Below are 25107 nucleotides of genomic sequence, written 5' to 3'. Positions count from 1 at the left end.
GTTTATAATTTGTGTGTCTTTAACTGCCACACTCTCATTGTAAGCAGTTACAATCTATTTCTTAAGTGCTACAAAATTATGATTAATGTCTTATTTTTTAGGCAACCTAAAAATAAGACATTCTCCAGTTCCTCTTTCTTGATTAGACTACTATGAAAGCTATACATTCTAAATGTGTTATAAAGCTTGCAACACCAGCCCTTTCCCTATCATCTTTCACTGAAATACGTTCTCTGATTCAAATAAAAAGATTGTGATTCATTCCCTTTCTATAGTAGACTAACTCATAATTCATTAATGATTACGTCTATACAAAAAGGAAGGAAACAACATGAATGCACGAGCATTTTTAAAAAGAATACACTTTAAAAAAATGAGAACACGACTACTAACAGCCTTTATCGTTTTGTCCATTGCTCCAATATCTGTATTAGGTATTATTTCCTATGGATTATCGAAAAATGCTTTATTAAACAACCATATTCAAAGTAACGAACAGCATTTAAGTACCGCAAGTTCTACTGCTGATTTACTATTTCAAAATATCATTAACCTTGAAAGAAGGATTCTTTCAAACGATGGACTACGTAGAGAATTAATTGAAAGCGGTTTAACCGATAACCAGACAATCACTCTTGGAACACAAACCTATTTACGCTTACGAAATATCCTTTCTGATATTTTAATCGACCAGCAATACATGGATTCCGTCTGTATAATGGACATTCATTTTCGAACAATTTGTTACGGGCGTTCTCCAGGAGAAACTTTTTATGGACAAAATCCTTTAGAACTGAACTGGTATCAAGAAGCTGTCGATGCACGTGGATACGAATTATTTTTAAATCATGATGTTTTATCGAACCGTCAAGATGTCTTTTCATCCGTTAAATTCTTACTTGATCCAGAAGATTTCAGCCTTGAGCCACTTGGTTTTCTTATTGTCAATGTGAAAAAAACGCTATTTGAAGGAGCCATTAATAACCAAGAATATGGTGGCTTTTTAGTCATTGATTCAACTAGTGAAGAAATCCAGACGGTCTATGATCCTAATGATCACCTTAGCGATATAGAGTTTGATGGTGATCTAACGAAAACGTTTAACGATTTACGTAATGATGGATATATTATGACAAGCTATCAAAACCGAACAACCGGTTGGACATTTGCTCAAATAATTGAGGAAAGCGACTTATTAAGAGAATCAAACCAAATTGGACTCATCACAATAGCGATAGCATCGTCCTTGAGTTTAACGGTATTTCTTATTTCTTTGCTCTATTCCTCACGCTTCATTCAGCCAATCCAGCAAATTCGGCATCGAATTAATGAATGGACAAAGCAATCCTCATCTGAAATCGTTGAAAAAGAAAGCAATGATGATTTTGAGATAATCGGGAAGTCCTTTGATCGGATTACGACGGAAAATGAGCAATTAAATGAACAATTGATCCACTCACAGCTAAAGGAACGTGAAAGTGAATTACGTGCGTTACAATCTCAAATTAAGCCACATTTTTTGTATAATACACTCGATTCGATTTATTGGATGGCCGTGTTAGAGAATCATGATAAAATCGCGAAAATTTCCGTTGCTCTTTCAGAAAGCTTTCGCCTTGTCTTAAATAATGGACGCGATTTAATTCCGTTAAAACAAGAGCTTGACCATATTAAGCATTATATGACCATTCAAAATTTGCGCTTTGATGACCGCTTTACGTATATTGATGATGTTGATGATGAGCTTCGTGAATTAGAAATATTAAAGCTCACTCTACAACCACTCGTGGAAAACGCGATTTATCACGGGCTAGAACCAAAGCAAGGCCCTGGATTAATTACAGTAAAGGGAAGAAAACTCCCTACTCATATTGAGCTCATTATCGAGGATAATGGTGTCGGAATCGCTAACCTAGCGGAAACAGAAAAAGGTTATGGCCTTATTAACGTACGTGAAAGACTACAACTTTTTTACGGTAAGAATGCATCTTTAACCATTACTAGTGAAGTCAATCAAGGTACAAAAATCACCATCAACATTCCAAACGAAAAGGAGAGTCATAAATGATGCTAAAAGCGGTCATATGTGATGATGAATACATTGTCTTAGAAGGATTAAAAAAGATGATTAAATGGGAGAAATACAACATCGAACTTGTTGGAATGGCACATGATGGCATAGAAGCTCTGTCTCTCATCGAAGAGACACAGCCTGATATCGTTTTTACTGACATTCGGATGCCCGGAATGGATGGCCTCCGCTTAATTGAGAGAATTACAGAGCAGTTTCCAATGGTCATATGTATTGTCTTTAGTGGATTTACTGAATTCACCTATTTGAAACAAGCGATCAAGCTTGGGGTGATAGATTATATTGAAAAACCAGTGACGATCGAAAAAATTGAGGATGCGATCACTCGCACGATGAAACGTTACAATGAGCAAAAAGAGCTGAAACAATTAAAGGTCGAGCAGTTCGAAACACATGAGGAAAGACTAAAAAAACAAACGCTTGACCTTCTTCATGGACAGCGACCAGCTACTGCTAACTGGACACGTTTGCTACCCTTTTCAATAGAAGATGTAAGAGGAATGCTCATACTAGCATACGATGGGACTAGTCAATCCTTTCTCGAGGATGATCATTGCAAATATCTCAGCTTAACGGAGGGGGCAAGACAAATACTTGTTGTTTTTCTATACAAAGAAATGAATGCAATGCTTTGGGACTCGCTCTTTTCCTGGGCTGAATCGATTGGTTTGACAGTCGGCTGTGGAAGTGTTGCCCCGACCCCAAGTGAACTATCAACAAGCTATGTACAAGCCATTAAGGCACTCAAACACGGTCGTTATTTTAAAGAAACGGGTTTTATTCGATCAGAGGACATTGGTCAATACGATACACTTCCTGCTGACTTTTCTAAACAGGAAAAAAAACTCATTGATTGTTTCCGACGCGAGCAATTTGATGTTTTCCTTCAAGAGCTTAACGAGTATTTCAACACTCATCATTCAACTATTCTTGACCCAGACGTATCAAAAGGGACATTTATCAAATTATATTACTATATTATTGATGAAACGAAAGCAATGCTAGGAGATCTGTCGACAGCCAACCTGCATTTGCCTCATATAGAAATACAACGTTTTGATAGTATGGATGAATTAATTACGTGGTTAACTAGCCAATTTCATGAATTAATTGCACAAGCTCAAAAAATGAAAAAGCAAACCCGGCACAGTGCTATCGACACTGCCATTGCTCATATTAAACAGCACTTCGACAAAGATTTAACTTTGCAGCAAGTTGCCGAAATGGTTGACATGAATCCAACTTATTTTAGCTTTTTATTTAAAGAGGAAACTGGGGAATCGTATATTAAATACGTGACCAAACACCGTATCGAACGAGCAAAGGAGAGGCTTATACAAGGGGAAACAGTTGCCGATGTGAGCGCAAGGGTAGGATATCATACACCGAGACATTTCTCATCCGTTTTCAAAAAACATACTGGCATTTCTCCAGGAAAATATAAAGACGGTGAATAGACAGACACAAGATGAAAGTCAAAGAGCATTGAAAGTCGGTAATAACCTTTTCAATGCTCTTCTTTGATCATTTGTTTGCATGAACAAATTCCATTAGCTTGTTACCGCTACTCAACTAATCGACTCGACTTTGACTTTTGCGACGTTTTTTCAATTCTTGTAGCAAGCACAGGCTTTAACACAAAGCCAATCACTAACGCTAACAGCCAGAATAAGAGTAATATCAAACTATTTTTCAAAACTAACAATGGAATGATTCCACCAATAGACTCTCTTAATAAATTGATCGCATAAGAAAAAGGCATATACGGATGAATCGCTTGAAAAAATGGTGGTGCTACTTCAATCGGGAAAGTTCCACCTCCGCTAGATAGCTGTAATACAAGTAACACGATCGCTAACGCCTTTCCTATATTACCAAGTATAGAAGCGAGCGTGTAGACGATCGTCATAAATACAAGTGCAATAAACACTGAAGAAATGATAAGCCATACTGGATGTGCTGCATATATGCCTAATAATAGCAAATTCCCTACACTAACGATGATCCCCTGTAAAACAGCCACTAGCAAAAAAAGAATCATCCTTCCCACATAAACGTCTCGTAACGAAAATTCATTTTTGCGATCTACACCTTGTAAGTTCGTCGTGATTAAATTGGATAATAATAAGGCTCCTACCCATAAACTTAATGTCGTGTAAAATGGTACATTTGCTGATCCATAGTTTGGAATCGAAAATAACTCCTCCTCTTCTAATAATGCAGGACTAGCAAAAAACTCGGTTTCTTCATCTAGATCATTACGAAGCATCATAATGAGTTCATTCACATAACCATTTTCATCAATCTCTCGAATCTGATTAGCAACATCTGTTAATAATTGCTCTGTCTCTGGTAGCTGTTCACGGCTAAATAAGGCTAGCTTCCTCATTGCTTCTTTTGCAGCTGGGACTTTCTCCTCTAGCGTTTTGGTAAACGATAAATAGCTTTCTTCTACTTTCGGGGCTTCATGACGAATCCAGTTGGCAACTGAAGTAACTTGTTGCTCGATATTCGGAAGCTCTTCCTGTCCAAAAGCACTTAATGCCTCAATCCGTTCGACAGCTATAGGGAGGCTGCGCTCAATTTGCTCGGTTAGATCATTCACTGCTGTCTCAATTGACGGTAGCCTTTTGAGCAATTGCTCAAACTTTTCCTCACTTGCTAGTGCCATATCTGAAGCAAGTTCAAATGCATCATAAATAGCATCGATTTGCTGTGAAGATAAATCTTGTTCTATTTTTTCGAATGCTTCAAATAACCCCTCTTCATCTATTCGTTCCTGTATATCAGATGTCATGCTTTCAATTTGACTGGACATATCTTGAATGCTTTGAATTTGCCCATTTGTCAGCCATTCTCCTTCTTTAACTTGAGCATTCGCTGATTCAACTAACTCATTCAATTGATGAAGAGTTTCTGTCATTTGTTCAAATAGCTCAATCATTTCTAAAAAACGTGCATCACCTGTCGTTTCGTATAAAATAGAATACATCTCCATTGTGCGATCAATCGTTTGCTGGTGATATGTTAATTCCTCTGAAAGAGAATCCAATATATCGATTACATTCTCATCATTCTCTTCTTCTAACCAACTAGCTGACTCACTAATAAACTTTGCCGTCTGATTAAGCAAGCGATTGTGCTGTTCAATCGTATCAACTAATGGACCTTCCAACTCTTTCCATGCATAATAAAAAGATTCAATCGACTCCTCTATTTCAACCGACTTAGGCAAGCGTCCTTCTATCTCAACTATGCTTACTTTTGCTTCCTGCACAGCTAATAATACTTCTTCCACATACGCTTCCACATTCGAAAATGATTGATTCACTTCAATGAGTCCGTCAACAGCTTTCTCAATTTCGGGAATGGCTGCTTCTAAATCAACAATACGATCGGCAAGTTCATTCACACGAGGAAACTGTTCCTCTAAAAATAAAATATGGTTTAATCCTTCATGAAATAATGGAAACGAATCTTCTATTGCTAATAATATTTCAACATTCTCCTCGATTTGATACCAATTCTCGTCTATTTCAACGATCCATTCACCTAGCTCATTCACTTCTGGAAAATGTTCCTCAAGCTCATAGACGATGTTTCTTAGTCGACGGAAAGTAGGTAGCTCCTCTTCCAAACGGATCCCAAGCTTATCCAACTCTTGAAACAACACCTTTGACGTCTCTTGAATGAACTGATCATTTATTTCATTGACAATCGTTGAAGCCCCTGTTGTCGTCATTTTAGGAGCAATCGCATTCACTTTTTCGTTCACTTGATAATGAACCTTCGCTTGACTCGGTTCACCTTCGACTATTGTGGCTAGATTTTCTGAAAAGGTATCAGGAATAAAAACACTTGCATAATACTCACCATATTTCACTCCTCGTTCAGCCTCTGTCCGAGAAACAAACACCCAACCTAAATTTTCATTTGACTTAAGCGAATCAACAAGTTCCTCTCCAACATTCACATCTGCATTATGAATCGTTGTTCCTTGATCTTCATTAACAACAGCCACCTGAACTCCCTCTGTATTAGCATAAGGATCCCAAGCCGCTCCTAGATTAAACCATGCATATAAGGACGGTAAAACCGCTAACCCAATTAGTAATATTCCGACTAATGGAACTCGTTTAATATTATGAATATCTTGTTTGAAAATGTGCCATGCATTTCTCATCGTTCTCCTCCAAAACATTTTGACTATATTAGTTTTTTGGTCATTTTTATACAAAAAAACCTAGCTACTCGCGTCTTACTTAAATACGTCGTTCGTAATATTAACCTCGCAACGTGCGAGGATATTGCACAATATGAACGCTCATTTATCTTTTTTCAGTCACCCGATATATTTCATTATTCGGAAAGCGGCGCTAGCCTTCCATAAAGTAAAAATTCATTAATTGAGCGACCTCTTCTTTTGATAATGGACCGTGACGCTCTTTCCAATCACTTACAAGGTTGATGTACATTTTAAACATTAAAAAAGCCGTCACTTTTGGATCACATTTACGTAACTGCCCTTGATCAATCGCTTTCTGAATCCGCCCTTCAATATATTGACAAATATCATCCTCCATAGTTTGAAGAGCGTCTCCAACAGCTGGAGTACCTAATTCTCTCATCTCCTGAGAGAGCTTAACCGTCAGCTCATGCTTCTCGCGAAATTCAACAATTCTACTCAATGCAGCATTGAAGTTGTCCACAAATGAGGCATCTGGATTAATGGACTTATTTGCGACCTCTCTCATTTCAAGAGCAAGGTGCTCAATAATCGCCTTCAATAATTCCTCCTTTGTTGAAAAATACGTATAAATCGTTCCTTTCCCAACCTTGGCTATTTTAGCTACTTGATCCATCGTCGTCGCTTTATAACCAAAAAGAGTAAAAGACTTTGTCGCACCGTCTAAGATTAATTGTTTTTTATTACGCTGCATCTCACTCGTCCTCCATTTTGACCAAAATACTATTTTAGTCAATTAATCTACTATGAAGTTATCATACATGTACAAACGATGCAAGTATACCCTTTACCATATATAAGTAATCATTTCTTTTTATTTACATATTGACATAAAATGCGTATTAGTGTACTATTCTAATAGTTCACTAATACATCTAATTTATATCATTAGTAGGAGGAATTTGAATGAGTGAAGTTCTCACATTGAACAACGTCGATAAGACGATAAAAGGAAAAGCCATTATTAATAACTTAAGCTTCTCTGTTCAAGAAGGTGAAGTATTTGGATTGCTCGGTCCAAACGGTGCTGGTAAAACAACAACGATTCGGATGATTGTCGGGTTAATTAAAATGACAAAGGGGGACATTGCAATATGTGGAAACAGCATAAAAACAGATTTTGAACGAGCCATTGAGCAAGTCGGGGCCATTGTCGAAAACCCTGAAATGTATAAACATTTAACAGGTTATGAAAATTTGAACCAGTATGCACGTATGCATAAAGACGTTGATAAAAAGAGAATTGATGACATGATTGAATTAATCGGATTAAAAGATCGCATTCATGACAAGGTCAAAACGTATTCATTAGGCATGCGTCAAAGGCTTGGATTGGCTCAATGCTTACTACATCAGCCAAAGCTGCTCATTTTAGACGAACCAACAAATGGACTTGACCCAGCAGGTATTCGGGAAATTCGTGACCATTTACAATACCTAACGAAAGAAAAAGGAATGAGTGTCATTGTTTCCAGTCACTTGCTTTCTGAAATGGAAATGATGTGTGATCGGATTGCCATCATTCAAAACGGAACATTAACCGATATTCAAGACGTTCGTAGCTTTGTTACTGATGAACAAATTGAATATATTTTTGAAACGAGCACGGTTGACAATATTCAATCTTGGCTAAGGCAAGATTGGAGTGTCAACATAACTGAAACAGGCTTCTCAGTTATGACGACAAAAGAACACATTCCAACAATAATCAAAAAGCTTGTCGAGGAAAACATATCAATTTATGAAGTGAAACAGGTTACGAAAACATTGGAAGATCGTTTTTTAGAAGTCACATCAGCTAAAGGAGGTCAATAATAAATGCTTAAATTAATATGGAATGAATGGATTAAGCTATTTAAAAAAACAGGTACCTATGTGATGATCGGATTACTCGTCTTAGGTGTAATCGCCATGGGTGGCATTTTAAAATATGAAGACAGCCATTCATCCTCATCTGCAAATGAGAATTGGCAAGAGGAGCTTGAAATGATGATCTCATCTGATCAAGAGGCTTTAGATAACACCGGCTCTAATAACGCCAATTTACGAATGTTTTATGAACGTCAAATTGCCTTAAATGAATATCGCCTACAACATGATCTTGCACCAACATCCGAAAAGCATATTTGGACATTTGTTTATGATGCCGTGGCTCTTACTAGTTTAGCTGGCTTATTTACAATCATTGTCTCAGCTGGTATTGTCGCTTCTGAATTTTCTTCTGGAACAATCAAATTCCTTTTAATTCGTCCTATTAGTCGAACAAAGCTGTTGCTTTCGAAATATTTGACCGTCATTCTTTTTAGTTTAAGCTTGTTAACTATTGTCTTTCTGTTGTCGAGCTTAGTCGGTACAATCTTATTCGGATTCCCAACTGAACAGAGCTTTCATTTAGCATATCGTGACGGAGAAGTCATTGAACGGAATATTATCATCCATTTGATTATGCAATATTTACTTTACTCGATCGATATTTTTATGATATCAACAATGGCTTTTATGATTTCTTCGGTATTCCGCAATAGTTCAATTAGCCATTGGATTCTCACTATTTTTATTGTTTATGGGTTCAACAGTCACATTGCTACTTGCATCAAGATTCGAATGGGCAAAATATATCCTCTTTTCCAATACCGATTTGAACGTCTACTTTGATGGTGTGCCACCAGTCGATAGTATGACATTAGGCTTCTCAGTCGTTATGTTGCTAGTTTATTTCTTGATTTTTCATGTATTAGCATTTACCGTATTTGCCAAACGAGACGTCGCAGCCTAGCTTATTCAATCATGAATATGATAGAACCTAGTGTATAACAATCCAAACACCTCCGTAGTCGCTTATTAATCGACTTTTGGAGGTGTTTGTTTATTCTCGATCTCTGTCTATATTGGTGATGCATAATCAAGACAAACGAATGGGACCGAAAATTTTCGGTCCCATTCGTTCCTTATACGTAATTAGGTTCTTTTGTACCAGCATGAATTTCATTCATATAATGACAAGCTGCTTGATGTCCTTCTTTCATATGATCAGTTGTACGCAGCTGCGGCGTATCCGTTTTACATTTCTCAGTAGCAAAAGGACAACGTGTATGGAAACGACACCCTGTTGGGGGATCTATTGGCGAAGGAACATCGCCTTTTAAAATTATTCGTTCTTTCTTTTTCTCTGGATCTGGTACTGGAATTGCTGATAATAATGCTTTTGTATAAGGGTGTTGCGGGTTTTCAAAAAGTGACTTTTTATCCGCAATTTCTACGATACGTCCTAAATACATCACAATGACCCTGTCAGAAATATGGCGAACTACACCCAGATCATGTGAGATAAATAAATACGTTAATTGAAACTCTTTTTGTAGACGTTTCAATAAGTTAATAACTTGTGCTTGAATTGATACGTCCAAAGCAGATACAGCTTCATCGCAAATAATCAGTTTCGGGTTAACTGACAAAGCACGAGCAATGCCAATTCGTTGACGTTGTCCTCCACTAAATTCATGAGGGTAACGATCCGCTTGATGTGCACCAAGTCCTACCGTTTCCATTAACTCACTGATTCTGGCAGAACGCTCATTTTTCGGTACAACATTCTGAATTTCTAACGCTTCTTCAAGTACTTGGCGAACTGTTTGACGCGGGTTTATTGAAGCATATGGATCTTGAAAAATAATCTGTAAGTCTTTTCTCATTTTACGCATTTTCTTTTTATTTAAGCTTTGTAAATTCACATCATCAAATGTAATGTTCCCATCAGTTGGTTCATCTAAGCGTAAAATGGCACGCCCTGTTGTTGATTTCCCACAGCCTGATTCCCCAACAATACTGACCGTTTCTCCCTCATAAACAGTGAAGGAAACATCGTCAACTGCTTTAACATGATTAACGGTGCGACCGAGTAAGCCTCCCTTAATAGGAAAGTATTGTTTTAAATTTTCTACTTTAAGTAGTTCTTTTTTCATAAACGTTCACCTCCGACTCGCCATCCCACTCTTCAGAGTAAATCCAACAACGGATTTGATTTCCATTGTCATCTTGCTCCAAATCAGGTAATTTCTCACGACAAATATCACTGGCAAATTGACATCTTGGGGCAAAACGACAACCTTTAGGCATTTCCGCTGGAGATGGCACGGAACCCTTTATTATTTCTAATTCACCTTCAACATCTTCATCATGACGTGGTAAAGAATTCAAGAGTCCGACAGTATACGGGTGTTTTGGGTTATTAAATAAGTCTTTTACGGTCGTGTATTCTACCACTTTCCCACAATACATCACAGCAACGTAATCACATGTTTCGGCTACGACACCAAGATCATGTGTAATCATAATAATCGACATACCAAGCCGCTCTTGTAAATCTTTCATTAGTTCTAAAATTTGTGCTTGAATCGTTACATCCAGTGCAGTAGTCGGTTCATCAGCGATTAATAATTGCGGATTACATGCTAAAGCCATCGCAATCATGACACGCTGCCTCATACCGCCTGATAATTCAAACGGATATTGGTGAACACGCTTTTCTGGTGAAGGTATACCAACTAATTTCAACATTTCTATCGAACGGTTAATCGCTTCTCTTTTTCCAAGCTTTTCATGAATTTGAAATGCTTCTCCTATTTGTTGACCTACCGTATAGACAGGGTTTAATGATGTCATCGGTTCTTGAAAAATCATCGATATTTCATTGCCACGAATTTTACGCATTTCAGCTTCTTTTTTTTCTAGTAAATCATCACCATTAAAAATGACTTTCCCACCAACAACCTTTCCCGGCTCTTGTATTAAACGCAAAATGGACAGTGACGTAATGCTTTTTCCCGATCCAGATTCACCAACAATTCCAAGCGTCTTTCCTTTTGGAACACTAAACGTCACTCCGTCAACAGCTTTCACTTCTATCTCACTTGTGAAGAAGGAGGTTTGGAGGTCTTTCACTTCAATGATCGCTTCATTCCCACTCATTGATCTCACTCCCTTTTTTCAAAATTAATCCAAATCAATCCGTTTATTTAAAAGTCGATACGTAATATCAACCATTAAGTTCACTAAAACAAACAACAAAGAAACGATTAATACAGTGCCTTGAACGATTGGGAAATCACGAGAACGAATAGCATCAACCATAAGACGCCCCATACCGTTAATCGCAAAAACTTGCTCTACGATAATCGTTCCACCTAATAATGTACCAAACGATAGTCCCACAACTGTAACTACTGGAATAAGTGCGTTTTTAAGAGCATGTCGATAGGTTACGACTCGTTCACGTACCCCTTTTGCTCTGGCTGTACGAATATAATCTTGTCCGATGACTTCTAGCATACTTGACCTAGTCATTCTTGCAACAATTGCGGCACCTGATGTACCGAGTGTAACAACTGGAAGAACCATTTGTTGAAACGTACCCCATCCTGAGGGGGAGAATAACCCGTAATCAACAGCTAACCATTTGATCAACATTAATCCGAGCCAAAAGTTTGGCATCGATAAACCAAATAAAGCAACAATCATTATTCCAACATCAGTTAAAGAGTTTTGCCTAGTTGCAGATATAACACCTGCAATCAAACCGATAAAGACACTGAGAATGGTACTATATATCGCAAGCTCAACCGTTGTCCAAAAACGAGCTCCAATTTCATTGATAACAGGGCGACCGCTACGAATGGAGCTTCCTAAATCACCTTGTACGGCATTACTAATAAAATTAAAATATTGAACTGGATAAGGGTCATTCAACCCTAAACGTTCACGCATTTGCTCAACTTGCTCTGGTGACGCGCTTTCTCCGGCAATGACTTGAGCGGCATCACCAGGAACTAAATGCATTAAGCTAAAAACAATAATTGATACTCCAATTAAAACAGGTATCGTTTGTAGTAGACGACGTATAATAAATTTAAACAAAGAAGGAACCTCCTCTCTAGTTTTTCATTTTCGGATCAAGAGCATCTCGTAATCCATCTCCAAATAAATTAAATGCTAGAACGACAATGACGATCATTAATCCTGGAAAAAAGGCAACATGTCCAGCATCAAACATGTAATTACGCCCATCACTAAGCATCGCTCCCCATTCTGGTGAAGGTGGTTGTGCTCCTAATCCAATAAAAGAAAGACCACTAGCTGTTAAAATAGCCGTTGCAATGCTTAATGTTAATTGAACGATTAATGGCGACGTAATATTTGGAAAAATATGCTTAAAAATAATTCTAAAATCACTTGCTCCCAATGCTTTTTGCGCGTCAATGTATTCCAATTTTTTTACTGATAATGTAGAGCCTCGAACAATCCGTGCGAAAACAGGGACAGAAAAAATCGCAACAGCAATAATGACATTTTGAATGTTAGGCCCTAACACACTAACGATCGCCAAAGCTAGTAAAATACCTGGGAATGCTAGTAGAACATCCATAATACGCATAATAATGGCATCCGTGCTTTTTCCATAGTATCCAGAAATGATTCCTAAAACAGTACCGACAATGGCACTTATAAAAGTGGATAAAAATCCAATATATAAGGTAATGCCCATTCCGTGAATAATTCTACTAAAAATATCACGACCGTGGTGATCTGTTCCAAACCAATGGTCTGCTGAAGGACCGATAAGTTTGACTGAGTAGTTTGTTTCGGTAGGAGTGTACGGAGTGAAGAATGGACCGATAATTGCGGTCATGATAAAAAATAAGATAAAAAAGCCGCCAATCATTGCACCACGGTTTTTTCGCATTTTTCTATAAAAGAGCTTCCAACGATCGAAACGAGGGTTAGGAGGCGGTGGAGAAGTTATTGGGGTGTTCGTAACTTCTTGACTCATAGCCAATTTCATTCCTTTCTCTACAAAATTATAATTTTGGAAATATTCTAATAGATTAAAGCGTATACCCGAATGATTATATCACGTCGACTCGTTTTTAAAAAGCAAAATATACTTTTTGAAAATAACAAAATATTATAAATAAATTAGATTTTTTAAAATAATCAATCTTTTCAACTTATCCTTTTAAAGCGTTGATCCGCTAAAATAAGAGGCGAAAATAGTACAATTTAGAAATAGTGTGAGATTTTTTCGCAAAAACCCTTGTCATTTCTTGTAAGATACGTTATATTACAATTGTTTTTTCCGATCTACCAATAAAAAATCAAGGGGGTATAACACGAATGAAAATGTCAAAAAATTCATTATTTTTCCTCATTCTAGCAATGATGCTAAGTCTTGTGCTTGTTGCGTGTGGAGGAGGAAATGATTCCGATGAATCAACGCCAGTAGATGAAGATTCTAATGGTGAAACAGCTACAGAAGGGACTGAAGGTGGGGACTTAATTGTCGCACAATTATCTGATGCAGTAGCACTTGATCCTCATGGTTCAAACGATCAACCTTCAGCTAATATTGCATACAATATTTACGAATCATTAGTTAAACAAGATGAAAACTTTGAATTAGAACCAGGTCTTGCAGAGAGTTGGGAACTCATTGAAGACAATGTATGGGAATTTAAACTTCGTGATGATGTCAAATTCCATGACGGTTCAGATTTTAATGCAGAAGTTGTAAAAGCGAATATGGAACGTATTTCCGATCCAGAAATTGCATCACAGCGTGCTTTTTTATATGAAATGGTGACAAACGTCGAAGTTGTGGATGAATCTACTGTTCGTTTTGAAACAGAATATCCATTCTCTTCATTACCTGCGCACCTTGCCCATGATGCTGGTGGAATGATTTCAAAAGAGCTAATTGAAGCTGATTACGCAGCGATGGCAGAAGGTTCTGAGCCAGGACGATAATTAACGAGCACCCTATCGGTACAGGCTACTTCCAGTTTGATTACTGGACGCCAGGAGAAGAAATTAAGTTAGTACGTAACGAAGATTATTGGGGTGACAAGGCCAACCTTGATTCAGTTACCTTTAAAGTCGTATCAGAAGATTTAACTCGTATTGCTGAGCTTGAAACAGGCGATGCTCATATCTCTGATCCATTAAGTCCATCAGATGTAAGCCGTGTTGAAGCAACAGATGGCATGTACGTAAACCGACAAGATAGTGCTTCATTATCTTACATTGGATTTAATCTTGAAAAAGAACCATTTGATGATGTTCGTGTTCGTCAAGCAGTTTCAATGGCTATTGACAAAGACCAAATCATTGAAGGGATTTACGATGGCGTTGGTATCCCAGCAATCGGCCCTTTAGCACCAAATGTATTTGGTTATGATGAAAATCAATCAGGTCTTGAATATAATCTAGAAGAAGCACAAGCATTATTAGCTGAAGCAGGTTATGAAGATGGCTTTAGTACAACGCTATGGACGAACGATAATCGTGAGCGTATTGATGCAGCAACAAACGTTCAAGAACAATTAAAGCACATCGGTATCGATGTCGATGTTCAAGTTCTTGAATGGGGTGCTTACTTAGAGCAAACAGCTAATGCTGAACACGATATGTTCATTTTAGGCTGGTCAGCTGTAACAGGTGATGCTGACTATGGTATGTACGCGTTATTCCATTCTTCACAGGTCGGCGAACCTGGGAATCGTTCATTTATTAGAAATGACGAGTTAGATGAACTACTTGATCAGGGACGTCGTAGCACAGATGAAACAGAACGTTTAGACTTTTATCGTCAAGCACAAGAACTTTTAGTTGAAGAAGCACCAATGCTTTATATTCATCATCAGCAATTTCTATTAGGTGTTCGTGATGAAGTGAAAGGATTAGAGCAAACGCCAAATCAAATTTTATTACTTCAAAACGTATCATTAGAGCAATAATTAAATGAAAGACATCGAAACAACTCATGGGTTTTCTCACTCATGGGTTTTTTCGATCTAAAAGGCAGGACTTAGACATTAGGTAACATTCCCCACTCCTTAATGGAGAGGTTTGTCGCCCGCATCCTTTAGATTCTCAAGTCCCTTCGTCATTCACATCAAATAGAACCCTGTGCAATAAAGGCACAGGGTTCTTCTTCCATTCTTATTTTACCAAATACGGCAATCGCTCTTTCAAATAGGTTATACTGATTCCAATACTTTCAAACGGTGTCTTTCGACTGACATCTTGCTCAACAACCCACCACTCAACATTTGCTTCTTCTCCTTTGGCAAGTACAGCTTCAATATCGACCCCACCTGTACCTAGCTCAGCAAAAAATTGCTCATCATCAGTTGTCATATCCTTCAAATGAACAAGAGGCGTTCTTCCTTTGTAACGATCAATCCATTCAGTTGGCGCCTCTCCTGCTTTTGTTAACCAGTAGACATCAAGCTCTGTCTGTACATGTTTTTCACTTGTATCATCGAAAATAGCCTCAAGTGCCATTCTTCCATCCTCTAGACGTTCCAGCTCAAAGTCGTGGTTATGATAACAAAGCGTTATTCCTTCCGCCCGACATTTCGCGCCTGCTTCCTCTAAAAACGGGATAAGCGCTTGGTAATGCTCCTCCGTACGTTGGTCCGGCATTAAAAACGGACAAACGACATATTTACTTCCAAGTGTTTTTTGATCCTCTATCACCTGATCAAGGTTATTTTGCAATTGATCAAGTGGAACATGGCTTGACGCTGCTTTTAACCCTAATTCATCTAATAGCGCTTTCACTTCTTGTGCAGACTTCCCACCATAGCCAGCAAATTCAACACCATTAAAACCAAGCTCGGCTACTTTTTTTAATGTTCCGGCAAAATCTTTTTCACACTCTTCACGTAATGTAAACAATTGTACTGCTACTGGTATCGTTCTCATATAGTCTCCTCTTTTCTATCATGAATTTCTAGTTGATGCCAAAGATCATCTATTTGCTTCATCTTAACGAATATTTGTTTTCTTGTATATATAGGATCTCCTTGAAACCTATACTATTTTACTCTTTTCTAAATAGAGATCATTCAAAAAGCGAGTGCCTTCCCATAATGAACCTTTACTTTAAAGGCCACTATAAATCAAACTTTTTCAATACTATTTAGTTTGCTACCTTCATATTGCTCGAAGGCTGATCATTCTCTAGTTTCTTTCGTTCCATCCCAATCCACACTAAACCAAACATAATAATAAATGCACCGATAATTTGAGTTAATTTAATCGCTTCACCAAAAAACATAGCTCCTGTAATAGCTGCGGCTGCAGGGACAACGTAACGAAAGAAATTCGATTTAGTTGCGCCGACACGCTTCATCGACATATTCCAAACAACAAAAGCAGCAATTGTACACAAAATAACATTATAAAAAATGGCACTATAAATCGGTAGCGTTAAGCCTGACCAATCGACGTCACTCCAACCACCAATCGTAAATGGAATGAGCAGTACAGAGCCAAATAACACATACCATGTCGTTACCCTCATCGCCGAGTATTTCTGCATAAGTGGCATACATGCTAAATTAAATAAGGCGCCTAATAAACTAACAAGCAACGCAAGTACATTACCTAGCATATATTGCGACGATAAGTCAAACCCCTCTCCTCCACCTAAAATAATAAGCGAAACTCCCACAAAAGCAATTGCCCCACCGACAACGATTCGTTTCGTTAACGTTTCCTTTGTGAAAAGTGGTGCAAACAACGCCACAAAGATCGGCCATGGTGCAACATTTAAAAGTGATGCGTTCGCTAGTGTCGTGAATTTAATTGAATACATAACTAGGATTTCTAAAATTGTCACACCGACAAACCCGATAATCGCAAGCTTGACTAAGTCGCGACGGTCAACCTTAATACTACCTTCCAGCTTATAAAGCAATAAAAATAAAAGTGGAACTGCAAGTCCAAATCGTAAAAAAACGAAGATTTCAGCCGAGAACACGTCCATCGCCCAGCGTGAAATACCAAAATTAGCCCCCCAGATTATCGAAACGAACATTAACCCGATATAAAAGAATGAATTTGATTTCATGGTGTACAGCTCCATTTCCTTTTTCCAGCCACATACAAGACTTTTCTATACGCATAAATAACCTATTTGATCATACATGTAAATGTTTTCGTCTGAACATCCATGATATAATGAAAACCTCAACTATTTTGCTATTATTAAAAGGTAGGTGAACAACTGTGCTAACGATTGGATTATGTGGTTTTTCATACCACACAAAACAGTTTTATTCATTTCATGACGCTGTTCTTAGTGATTATTTGTTTCGACTTCAAACAGAGGGTAGCTGTGAAGTGAAGGTGAACCAACAATCACTAACGGTCGAAAAAGGAGACCTACTCCTTATTAAGCCCGGTGATCATTATGAGCTCCGTATCGAAGAGGGACAAAATAGTGGAGATTACTATTTATTTTGTCAAGGGCAATGGATCGACCAGTGGTGGAATCGCTCAGAAAAGCCAACCATGACAAGAATTGAATTAGATGAAAAGCTTCTAAGCTTATGGCGCCATATTATCATCGAAGACAGACGCCCTCACTTAGAACAAAACCGTGAGCTGATGGATTATTTATTGCAGGCACTTTGTGTTTGTTTAGAACGTGCAGTGAACGAAACATCTGCTACATATAGTCGTCCTTATGCCGTTACAAAAATGATGCGTTATATTGAAGAACATGCTTTATCTACGTTTAAAATAGAAGAAGCTGCCACCCATGCTGGTCTTAGTGTGTCACGAGCCGTTCACCTTTTCAAGAGCAGTGTCGGCAAAACAATGATTGAATACGCACAGGATATCCGTCTTTCCGCTGCAGTCGATCAAATGAAATATACGCATATGACACTTGATCAGATTGCTGAGAACTGTGGTTTCAGTGGTTATCCGTACTTTCATAAAGTATTTAAAAAGAAGTTCGGGGTAGCCCCAGGATCTTACCGAAAGAATGAGTAAAACATTTTCAGAAAAAACTCTTGAGTTTCCTATGATGAGCAATTAATTAAACATTTTCACTATGTCCCACCCTCTATTTTCTCAAAATTAAAGAGGTGAAATTATGAAAGAAAAAGCATGCTGCTCAGCTAAACGAAATCTTTTCCCCCTGTCTGAAAAAGAGACAATTAATGTTCCCTTCATCCCAGTTCCTAATCATCCTAAACATAGAGATAACCTTATCAACCTACCAGGTGGAGAATTTTTAATGGGGACAGATGATAAGGACGGCTTTCCTACAGATGGTGAAGGTCCAGTAAGAAAAGTGTACATCCCTCCATTTGCTGTCGATCGGTATACTGTAACAAATGCCGAATATCAAGAATTCATTCAAGAAACTGGTTACCAAACAGATGCAGAGCGCTTCGGTTGGTCTTTCGTCTTTCATCTATTGGTTCCTGAACAAGAGAAGAAACATGTTGCAGGCTCCCCTCAAAACACGCCATGGTGGTTAGCTGTGAATGGAGCTTGTTGGAAGTATCCTGAGGGGAAAAGCACAAGTATCGAAGAGCGGTTAAATCACCCCGTTATTCACGTATCATGGAACGATGCGATTGCTTACTGTAATTGGTCCGGGAAGAGACTTTTATCCGAAGCTGAATGGGAATATGCTGCCCGTGGTGGTTTAATACAAAAGAAATATCCTTGGGGTAATAAGCTAACATATAAGAACAAACACTTATGTAACATATGGCAAGGTGAATTCCCTATAAAGAATACGGTAAAGGATGGTTATTTCTCAACCGCACCCGTTGACACTTTTGAGCCAAATGGCTTTGGCTTATACAACGTAGCCGGTAACGTTTGGGAGTGGTGTCAAGATTGGTTTTCGGCCGATCACCCAAACGCAGACTTACTCCAAAATCCAATTGGTCCTTCTAAAGGGACAGAGAAAGTTATGAAAGGTGGCTCTTACTTATGCCACCAATCTTATTGTAACCGTTACAGAGTTGCCGCAAGAACGAAAAACACCCCCGACAGTTCGACTGGGAATATGGGATTTAGATGTGCGGTTGATTTGTAGACTGCTACCTATAAGAGACCACTGAAAACGATCAACAGCTTCAGTGGTCTCATTCATGCCTTATTTTAGATTGCTTTTCTTATTCTATCAGCAATTACATACCAGACAGCTCCTAGTACAAACAACACATATACTGAAATTGATACAACTGGACCAAAATCAGGAATAAAGATAAAAGCTAGAATAAAAATACCAATTGAAAGAATACCAACTAACCAAGTTAGCATAAATTCTAAAATTTTATTAATCTTTTTAAAGCACGCCCAGCGGATATATTGTACAATTCCGACTAATAATAAAAATGCAATTGGAATAGAGATCGTTGTTTTCACTAGCACAGTCCCGATATAATAGTCTTTCGTAAGTCCGTCTATATTCAAGAAGAAATGCCCAATCAGCTGATAGATTCCAAAAAATAGTATGCTAGCTGTTAAAAAGTAAAGAAGTGCCATTACCCCAAAAAGGATTCGTTCTCTAGTCACCATTTTTGGCAGTTCACCAATAATCTCATTCGCATATTCTTTTGGGTTATGACCAAAAACATCCTCTGCTTCCCTCCCTTCATTTTGCGCCTCAAGAAGGTGATCTAATAACTCTGTTAATATCACTTCTGTTTCTTCCTCTGATTTATTATACGATAACCGTATATAGATCAGCATATCTTCATAATAATTACGATTCTCTTTCGTTAATTCCTTGCGTTTCTCATTATTTTGCTTCACTAACTCTTTTGTTTTCATCTTAAGTCCTCCTTACTCATTAGAAGATCAACTGGTTTTTTTAATGCTTCCCAGTTCACTCGAAAATCCGCCAATGCCTCTTGTCCCTCAGTTGTTAAAAGATAATACTTCCGATTCGGCCCACTCGGAGATTTTCTCATTTCTCCGGTAATTAACTTTTCCTTCTGCAAGCGCAGAAGAATCGGATAAATAGAGCCTTCGCTCACTTTGAGACCATAGTCCTGTAGTTTCATTGATAATTCATAACCGTACACCTCTTGTTGTGAAATAACAGCTAAAATACACCCCTCTAATATCCCTTTCAACAATTGACTACGAATGGACGACACCTCTCCACACCTACCTTGTCATACAATATAGATACTCAATAGAATAGTTGGCTTCATTTGAAACCAACCCACTCTCTTGCTATACAACATAGTGTATCAAAAGCGTAACTACATTGCAATACAATATAGTTACTTATTTTGGGCTATTTTCATGTCGATAATCGTGCATAAAAGGGATTTATTCACCATTTAGTGGTATCATTGAGTAAAGAAGTGAAGGAACAAAAATAATCCAAGGAGGGTTTTATGCACCCAACCGAAGTTATAGAGTTTATCGTTGTAGTGGGAATCATTGTAGTCATCATAATCATTTCATTTCTTTTAAAAGGTAATTGGAGAAAGTTAGGACAAGCATTAGCCTTAGTCGTCCTTGTAGCATACTGTCTATTTTTTATTGCTCGTCCTAATTGGATTGATTCACAAATCGAGAAAAAAGTTTACATGTTAGAGCCATATTTAGAGCAGAAGTATCCAAAAGATGATTGGATGATTACAACGGTTCCTCATCGAGAAAATGGTTACAAGCATCTTAACCCCTATTATATCGGAGTGATTTTCGAAAACGAGCCCGAGGTTACTTATCATTTTTGGGTAGATGAGAATAACATCTATCAAATTAGTTATTCAACAGACAAAAGTTTAGACGAATTAATGTATAAGGACAGTAAATAAGCACTCTCTCCAATGCACCTTTAACACTTTCAGAATAACGATTGCATCCTGCTATAAATATAGTACATACGAACAATTAACTGATAGCTTTTTTCACTTTAAATACCTCCTCAAAGATTAGAAGCAAGCCAATCATATGCATTCCTTCCACTCACTTCATGTTTCCCATCAAATAAATCAAACGTAAACTGCTCTTTTGCATCAAGACGATCATATATTTCTTTAAGTTCATCAATTGCCTTCTTTGTTGTTTCAATAGGAAAGATCGGATCTCTCAATCCGCTTTCCACAAATAAAGCCCGAGGGCAAATTAAACTTATATAATCTGGCAATTCCCCATACCTAAGTATTCCTGGAACATAGTTATCAATACAATGATTTGTATGTAAGATACTTCCCTTAAACGTATTTGTAAACCCTGTTAATACGGTTGCTTTTACTCTTCGATCAAGAGCGGCTGAATAAGCTGCAATAAGAGCTCCACCAGAAAAACCCATCAATCCAACCCGCTCATAATCAACATCTGAAAATTTTTTTAGTTGATCTAGCATGTGCCTCGTTTCTGCTACACGAAGCCCTGCGAGCGTTTTCCCACTCATTAACAGCAACGTGGCCAATGAATAACAGGAATTCGCCTTATTGTTGGCTAGATCCTTCGAATGACGTCGTTCGCCAAACCCAATCACTTCAGGAGCGAATACCTTCAGCCCTCTTTTCACCAATTCAACAGCAAAATGCTGATGAATACCAGGTTCATCTGTATCTTCAGTGCCGTCCTCACGTAACCCGACGATCTCTTTACTTCCATACCCATGACCGTGTAAAGCAATGACCGTTTCAAATGTTTTATTATTCGACTTTGGTGTTAAGATGTATGTTGGGATCATCAACCCCTTCAATGACGGTATAAGATATCGCTCACGTTTATATAAAGAAAATTCCTCCATTTCTATTCTTCTTGGGCTTGCAACTGTATGTGGAAACGTAAATTCTCCAAGAAGCTGTTGAAGCTTTCCCCTTAATTCCATATGATCTCGTTCCATCACGGTTACTTCTTGTTGATAGTACAAATCCATAAAAGCGTCTAATCGAATTGACATATTCTCACCTACTTTGTTAATTTTACGCCCTCTTGAAGGGATAGCATACCTTTCTTTAAATTAAGATTGCACAACTTTTAAAAAAAACGACTCATTATGACGTACCATCTCTGCCCATAGGCATATGATAACTGTGATTACCCTCTGAAAGGAATGAAGAACATGTACTATGACTCACAGCGGTACCCTTATCCCTATTTCACACCTGCTCATCAAATGGATTCATCATTACGTAACAATGAAAATAGTGATGAAACAAACATTCTATTAGTTAGTATACAGCAAGAAGCTTCAATGATGAATTTATATATGCAGCTAGCGGATAACGCCATTCACTCTGAAGAAAGACGTTCCTTGTTAGAAGTAGTAGAAAATAAACAACATCACGTCAACCAATTAACGAACCATTACATGACCCATACTGGAAAGAAACCTGAATATACGTTGGAGGATTTATCCTTTGAACGGTACGAAGATGGTTTAATCACTGCATACAATAAAGAAAAAGCAAACAAGGAGCATTATGAAAGAAACGTATCCGCTCTAACAAGTAGTGATCTAAAGCAAGCCTTGTTATCTGTCTCTAAAAGTAATGAAGAAGTAACGACTTATTTTCGAAATATTGAGCCGTCTACCTATGAACGCAGAACGGATTATGGACCCGAACCTTTCGTCATTGATATTGAAAAAGCAACAAAACGAAACAACTATTTCCGCACGGCGCTTTGGACAGGTGAGTACTTGCAACTTACGTTAATGAGCATTCAACCAGGTGACGATATCGGTCTTGAAATTCACCACGATCATGATCAATTTCTTAGAATTGAAGATGGACGAGGACGGGTGCAAATGGGTAGAAGACGTCAACAATTAGACTTCGAACGCAATGTGAAAGATGATGATGCGATTTTTGTTCCTGCTGGTACGTGGCATAATTTAACAAACACTGGCAGAAAACCACTTAAACTCTATTCAATATACGCTCCACCTGCACACCCTCGAGGAACCGTACATGAAACGAAGGCAATAGCTTTAGAAGCAGAACCAAACCACTCTTAAACGGTCAATGGGCGGACATTTACAGGTTAAAAAAGAGGAGTCATACTGTATGGGATACTCCTCTTTTTTCGATCATGATTGAATTGCTTATTCATTTTAAACAATCATTATATGGAGTTGGAGCGATAGTCTTCATTTAACATATACGTTTTGTAAAATGTCTGCTGAAAGTGAATCCTTTTCTTTCTAATTTCTTGTGCCATTTTCCTAACTTCTTGTACTTCTAAGTGACTACTTTCAGATGCACTAGCCATTTTATTTGATTTAACTAATAACGCATAGTAAATATGCTCCATTCCCATACCATCTAATTGTACTTGATTACCTTTTTTCATGACCTTTATGTAATCTGTAAGGATGATTCTAGCAGCTGTAATGGGGACACTTCCCATATAAATCCTTAATGCATCTTGAATTAGAGAGATTTCAGATTGATTATATGATTGCAGTGGCGTTGCTTTCATTTTGAACTCCTTTCATATATAAACAGCTTCTAATTTATAACTATTAAATTTAACTACTTTGATAAATGAAAACAAAAAGGGCAACCTATCATGTACATTAGATTCAAGCGGGAATGATCATTTTTAGAGGAGAGTATATATGTGAAAGTTAGTCAATTTCGATGTTGTTCTCAATCGTTATATCAAAAAGATCAGGGAATAAGCGTCTTTCGCTTACTTCGTAAAATTCAGCAAATTTCACCATCGTTTCACGTCCAGGGTTTCTTTCACCATTCTCAATTTTCCGAACATAAATGGTTGAAATACCTAAAGCCTTTCCAACTTCCTCTCTTGACAATTGTCGCTTGCTTCTTTCATTTATTAAATCTATCCGTTTCATTCGTCTCACCCCTTTTTACACTTTTTTGAAACTACTTTAACTATACATGATACAAAAAGTATCATCAATAGTAAATATGATACTTTTTGAAGAATATATGTTTATGGATACAATTTGTATCTATAATGAGAGAAGTTAACCATGTATGACTTGGAGGAATTGGTCGTGTTATCAAAAAGGTTAAAAATGTTACGTGGAAATAAGCGACAAGAGGATGTCGCTAAGGAAATCGGTGTTTCAAGAGCTACATATGGTCATTATGAAATAGGTCGAACAGAACCTGATAACGAAACGTTAAAAAAGCTAGCTGATTATTATCATGTAAGTACTGACTACCTTTTAGGTCGTACCAATGACGAAAAACCCATTCATGTAGCATTCTCTCATGGATCAGACCCACTTACAAAGGAAGAAGAGGAATTTTTAGAAAGGCAGCTTGAAGAGTTCCGCAGCTGGCGGAAAAAATTCGCTCAGAAAAGTAGTGAAACGGAAAATTAGGATACGGAAAGTAATTACAGCGACACATAAAAATGGGCATTCGGAGGTGATTCATGTGCCTTTACTTCGTTTCGTGAAGACCGAATAGTAAGTTTATATCAAAAACTTAATATTCGAACTGCATCTGACCTTACCATTTCTAACTTAAGCACCTCATTAAACTTTAACGTCACCTATTACGACTATAGAAGCAGGTGTATTTATGATGATCAATGCGCCTTTATTTATCTTGACAAAAATCAGCCAATTGAATGGATAAGATATGATTTTTTCCACGAAATGGCTCATTTTTTTGAGCATAGCAATGACCAGCGCTTCACCGATCCTCATTTTGTTCAATTCCAAGAAAGACAAGCTCACACTTTTGCCCTCTATGCTTCTATGCCCCGATTCATCTTAAATAATTATATCCCGTCTATTCAATCGATAACAGAATTAGTCGAAATTTTTCAACTTCCTGAACCTTTTGTAAGAAAACGAGTGAACTCCATTCTCCAACAAGAAGTGATGAAAAATAGCTTTTAAATCCTTCATTATACCGATTTTCAGGCACTATTTTGGACTTTTGATCATCATAAATGTTCCCCATTAATCATACTAACTTATTATTTAGAGCAAAGATTA

The 25107-nt window shown here is 37.7% G+C and carries 24 protein-coding genes and 1 pseudogene; 12 read left to right on the top strand and 13 right to left on the bottom strand.

What is annotated here, in order from left to right; genetic code table 11:
- Positions 1 to 331: 331 nt before the first annotated feature.
- The gene (locus JCM9152_RS05410) at positions 332 to 2068 is read left to right on the top strand and encodes a cache domain-containing sensor histidine kinase (RefSeq protein WP_035341801.1); all 1737 of its coding nucleotides are present in this window, start codon (positions 332 to 334) and stop codon (positions 2066 to 2068) included.
- Positions 2065 to 3549: a response regulator gene (locus JCM9152_RS05405; RefSeq protein ID WP_052015627.1), complete on the top strand. Its 1485-nt coding sequence runs from the start codon at positions 2065 to 2067 to the stop codon at positions 3547 to 3549. The genes JCM9152_RS05410 and JCM9152_RS05405 overlap by 4 nt, the downstream gene beginning before the upstream one ends.
- A gap of 107 nt (positions 3550 to 3656) precedes the next feature.
- Here JCM9152_RS05405 and JCM9152_RS05400 read toward each other — a convergent pair whose 3' ends face one another.
- Both JCM9152_RS05400 and JCM9152_RS05395 read right to left on the bottom strand, forming a co-directional pair.
- Positions 3657 to 6275 carry a YhgE/Pip domain-containing protein gene (locus tag JCM9152_RS05400; RefSeq protein WP_035341798.1) on the bottom strand — a complete coding sequence of 873 codons (2619 nt, stop codon included), beginning with the start codon at positions 6273 to 6275 and terminating at the stop codon, positions 3657 to 3659.
- A gap of 193 nt (positions 6276 to 6468) precedes the next feature.
- A complete protein-coding gene (locus JCM9152_RS05395) occupies positions 6469 to 7032 on the bottom strand; it encodes a TetR/AcrR family transcriptional regulator (RefSeq protein WP_035341796.1) in 564 nt (187 codons plus the stop codon).
- A 212-nt stretch (positions 7033 to 7244) separates the two neighbouring features.
- Between JCM9152_RS05395 and JCM9152_RS05390 the strand changes: the two genes are divergently transcribed.
- A complete protein-coding gene (locus JCM9152_RS05390) occupies positions 7245 to 8153 on the top strand; it encodes an ABC transporter ATP-binding protein (RefSeq protein ID WP_035341793.1) in 909 nt (302 codons plus the stop codon).
- 3 nt (positions 8154 to 8156) lie between these two features.
- Positions 8157 to 9114 (top strand): annotated as a pseudogene (locus JCM9152_RS05385) (ABC transporter permease).
- A gap of 172 nt (positions 9115 to 9286) precedes the next feature.
- Here the strand turns inward: JCM9152_RS05385 and JCM9152_RS05380 are convergent.
- From JCM9152_RS05380 to JCM9152_RS05365, 4 genes are read right to left on the bottom strand one after another with little or no spacing between them, the layout of a single operon-like run.
- Positions 9287 to 10300 (bottom strand): ABC transporter ATP-binding protein, encoded by a 1014-nt coding sequence (locus tag JCM9152_RS05380; protein WP_035341790.1) that lies wholly within the window; start codon positions 10298 to 10300, stop codon positions 9287 to 9289.
- On the bottom strand, positions 10281 to 11306 hold the full coding sequence (locus tag JCM9152_RS05375; protein WP_035341788.1) for an ABC transporter ATP-binding protein: 1026 nt from the start codon (positions 11304 to 11306) through the stop codon (positions 10281 to 10283). The genes JCM9152_RS05380 and JCM9152_RS05375 overlap by 20 nt, the downstream gene beginning before the upstream one ends.
- Before the next feature lie 24 nt (positions 11307 to 11330).
- Positions 11331 to 12251 (bottom strand): ABC transporter permease, encoded by a 921-nt coding sequence (locus tag JCM9152_RS05370; protein WP_035341785.1) that lies wholly within the window; start codon positions 12249 to 12251, stop codon positions 11331 to 11333.
- A 16-nt stretch (positions 12252 to 12267) separates the two neighbouring features.
- On the bottom strand, positions 12268 to 13164 hold the full coding sequence (locus JCM9152_RS05365) for an ABC transporter permease (protein WP_035341998.1): 897 nt from the start codon (positions 13162 to 13164) through the stop codon (positions 12268 to 12270).
- 344 nt (positions 13165 to 13508) lie between these two features.
- Here JCM9152_RS05365 and JCM9152_RS23955 point away from each other — a divergent pair, with 344 nt between their 5' ends.
- On the top strand, positions 13509 to 14138 hold the full coding sequence (locus JCM9152_RS23955; protein WP_369384525.1) for an ABC transporter substrate-binding protein: 630 nt from the start codon (positions 13509 to 13511) through the stop codon (positions 14136 to 14138).
- Positions 14135 to 15127 (top strand): ABC transporter substrate-binding protein, encoded by a 993-nt coding sequence (locus JCM9152_RS23950; protein ID WP_369384530.1) that lies wholly within the window; start codon positions 14135 to 14137, stop codon positions 15125 to 15127. Before JCM9152_RS23955 ends, JCM9152_RS23950 begins: the two co-directional genes overlap by 4 nt.
- A 205-nt stretch (positions 15128 to 15332) precedes the next feature.
- Here the strand turns inward: JCM9152_RS23950 and JCM9152_RS05355 are convergent, their stop codons facing one another.
- Positions 15333 to 16100: a sugar phosphate isomerase/epimerase family protein gene (locus tag JCM9152_RS05355; protein WP_035341783.1), complete on the bottom strand. Its 768-nt coding sequence runs from the start codon at positions 16098 to 16100 to the stop codon at positions 15333 to 15335.
- A gap of 217 nt (positions 16101 to 16317) precedes the next feature.
- Positions 16318 to 17250 (bottom strand): DMT family transporter, encoded by a 933-nt coding sequence (locus JCM9152_RS05350; RefSeq protein ID WP_035341781.1) that lies wholly within the window; start codon positions 17248 to 17250, stop codon positions 16318 to 16320.
- 158 nt (positions 17251 to 17408) lie between these two features.
- Between JCM9152_RS05350 and JCM9152_RS05345 the strand changes: the two genes are divergently transcribed.
- Positions 17409 to 18179, top strand: coding sequence for an AraC family transcriptional regulator (locus JCM9152_RS05345; protein ID WP_035341778.1), 771 nt, complete (start codon positions 17409 to 17411; stop codon positions 18177 to 18179).
- A gap of 103 nt (positions 18180 to 18282) precedes the next feature.
- Positions 18283 to 19242, top strand: coding sequence for a formylglycine-generating enzyme family protein (locus JCM9152_RS05340; protein WP_035341776.1), 960 nt, complete (start codon positions 18283 to 18285; stop codon positions 19240 to 19242).
- A 65-nt stretch (positions 19243 to 19307) separates the two neighbouring features.
- On the opposite strand, the gene JCM9152_RS05335 is transcribed toward JCM9152_RS05340, so the two are convergent.
- Together JCM9152_RS05335 and JCM9152_RS05330 are read right to left on the bottom strand one after the other, a co-directional pair.
- A complete protein-coding gene (locus JCM9152_RS05335; RefSeq protein WP_035341775.1) occupies positions 19308 to 19982 on the bottom strand; it encodes a DUF1129 family protein in 675 nt (224 codons plus the stop codon).
- A complete protein-coding gene (locus tag JCM9152_RS05330; RefSeq protein ID WP_035341773.1) occupies positions 19979 to 20311 on the bottom strand; it encodes a PadR family transcriptional regulator in 333 nt (110 codons plus the stop codon). Before JCM9152_RS05330 ends, JCM9152_RS05335 begins: the two co-directional genes overlap by 4 nt.
- Positions 20312 to 20557: 246 nt before the next feature.
- Between JCM9152_RS05330 and JCM9152_RS05325 the strand changes: the two genes are divergently transcribed.
- Positions 20558 to 20983 carry a hypothetical protein gene (locus JCM9152_RS05325; RefSeq protein WP_035341771.1) on the top strand — a complete coding sequence of 142 codons (426 nt, stop codon included), beginning with the start codon at positions 20558 to 20560 and terminating at the stop codon, positions 20981 to 20983.
- Positions 20984 to 21093: 110 nt separating this feature from the next.
- Here the strand turns inward: JCM9152_RS05325 and JCM9152_RS05320 are convergent, their stop codons facing one another.
- On the bottom strand, positions 21094 to 22083 hold the full coding sequence (locus JCM9152_RS05320) for a dienelactone hydrolase family protein (protein ID WP_052015626.1): 990 nt from the start codon (positions 22081 to 22083) through the stop codon (positions 21094 to 21096).
- A gap of 162 nt (positions 22084 to 22245) precedes the next feature.
- Between JCM9152_RS05320 and JCM9152_RS05315 the strand changes: the two genes are divergently transcribed.
- Positions 22246 to 23142 carry a cupin domain-containing protein gene (locus tag JCM9152_RS05315; protein WP_035341769.1) on the top strand — a complete coding sequence of 299 codons (897 nt, stop codon included), beginning with the start codon at positions 22246 to 22248 and terminating at the stop codon, positions 23140 to 23142.
- 107 nt (positions 23143 to 23249) lie between these two features.
- Here JCM9152_RS05315 and JCM9152_RS05310 read toward each other — a convergent pair whose 3' ends face one another.
- Complete coding sequence (locus tag JCM9152_RS05310; protein ID WP_035341766.1) at positions 23250 to 23606, bottom strand: hypothetical protein; 357 nt, start codon at positions 23604 to 23606, stop codon at positions 23250 to 23252.
- 148 nt (positions 23607 to 23754) lie between these two features.
- Complete coding sequence (locus JCM9152_RS05305; RefSeq protein WP_035341764.1) at positions 23755 to 23985, bottom strand: helix-turn-helix domain-containing protein; 231 nt, start codon at positions 23983 to 23985, stop codon at positions 23755 to 23757.
- A gap of 165 nt (positions 23986 to 24150) precedes the next feature.
- Here JCM9152_RS05305 and JCM9152_RS05300 point away from each other — a divergent pair, with 165 nt between their 5' ends.
- Positions 24151 to 24483, top strand: coding sequence for a helix-turn-helix domain-containing protein (locus JCM9152_RS05300; RefSeq protein WP_035341762.1), 333 nt, complete (start codon positions 24151 to 24153; stop codon positions 24481 to 24483).
- 84 nt (positions 24484 to 24567) lie between these two features.
- The gene (locus JCM9152_RS23945) at positions 24568 to 25008 is read left to right on the top strand and encodes an ImmA/IrrE family metallo-endopeptidase (protein ID WP_081727905.1); all 441 of its coding nucleotides are present in this window, start codon (positions 24568 to 24570) and stop codon (positions 25006 to 25008) included.
- Positions 25009 to 25107 lie beyond the last annotated feature (99 nt).

The sequence above is a fragment of the Halalkalibacter hemicellulosilyticusJCM 9152 genome, from assembly GCF_000513115.1.
Taxonomy (GTDB): Bacteria; Bacillota; Bacilli; order Bacillales; family Bacillaceae_D; genus Halalkalibacter; species Halalkalibacter hemicellulosilyticus.
Note: the sequence above shows the minus strand (reverse complement) of the source record. Positions and strands in the feature narration are given on the sequence as shown.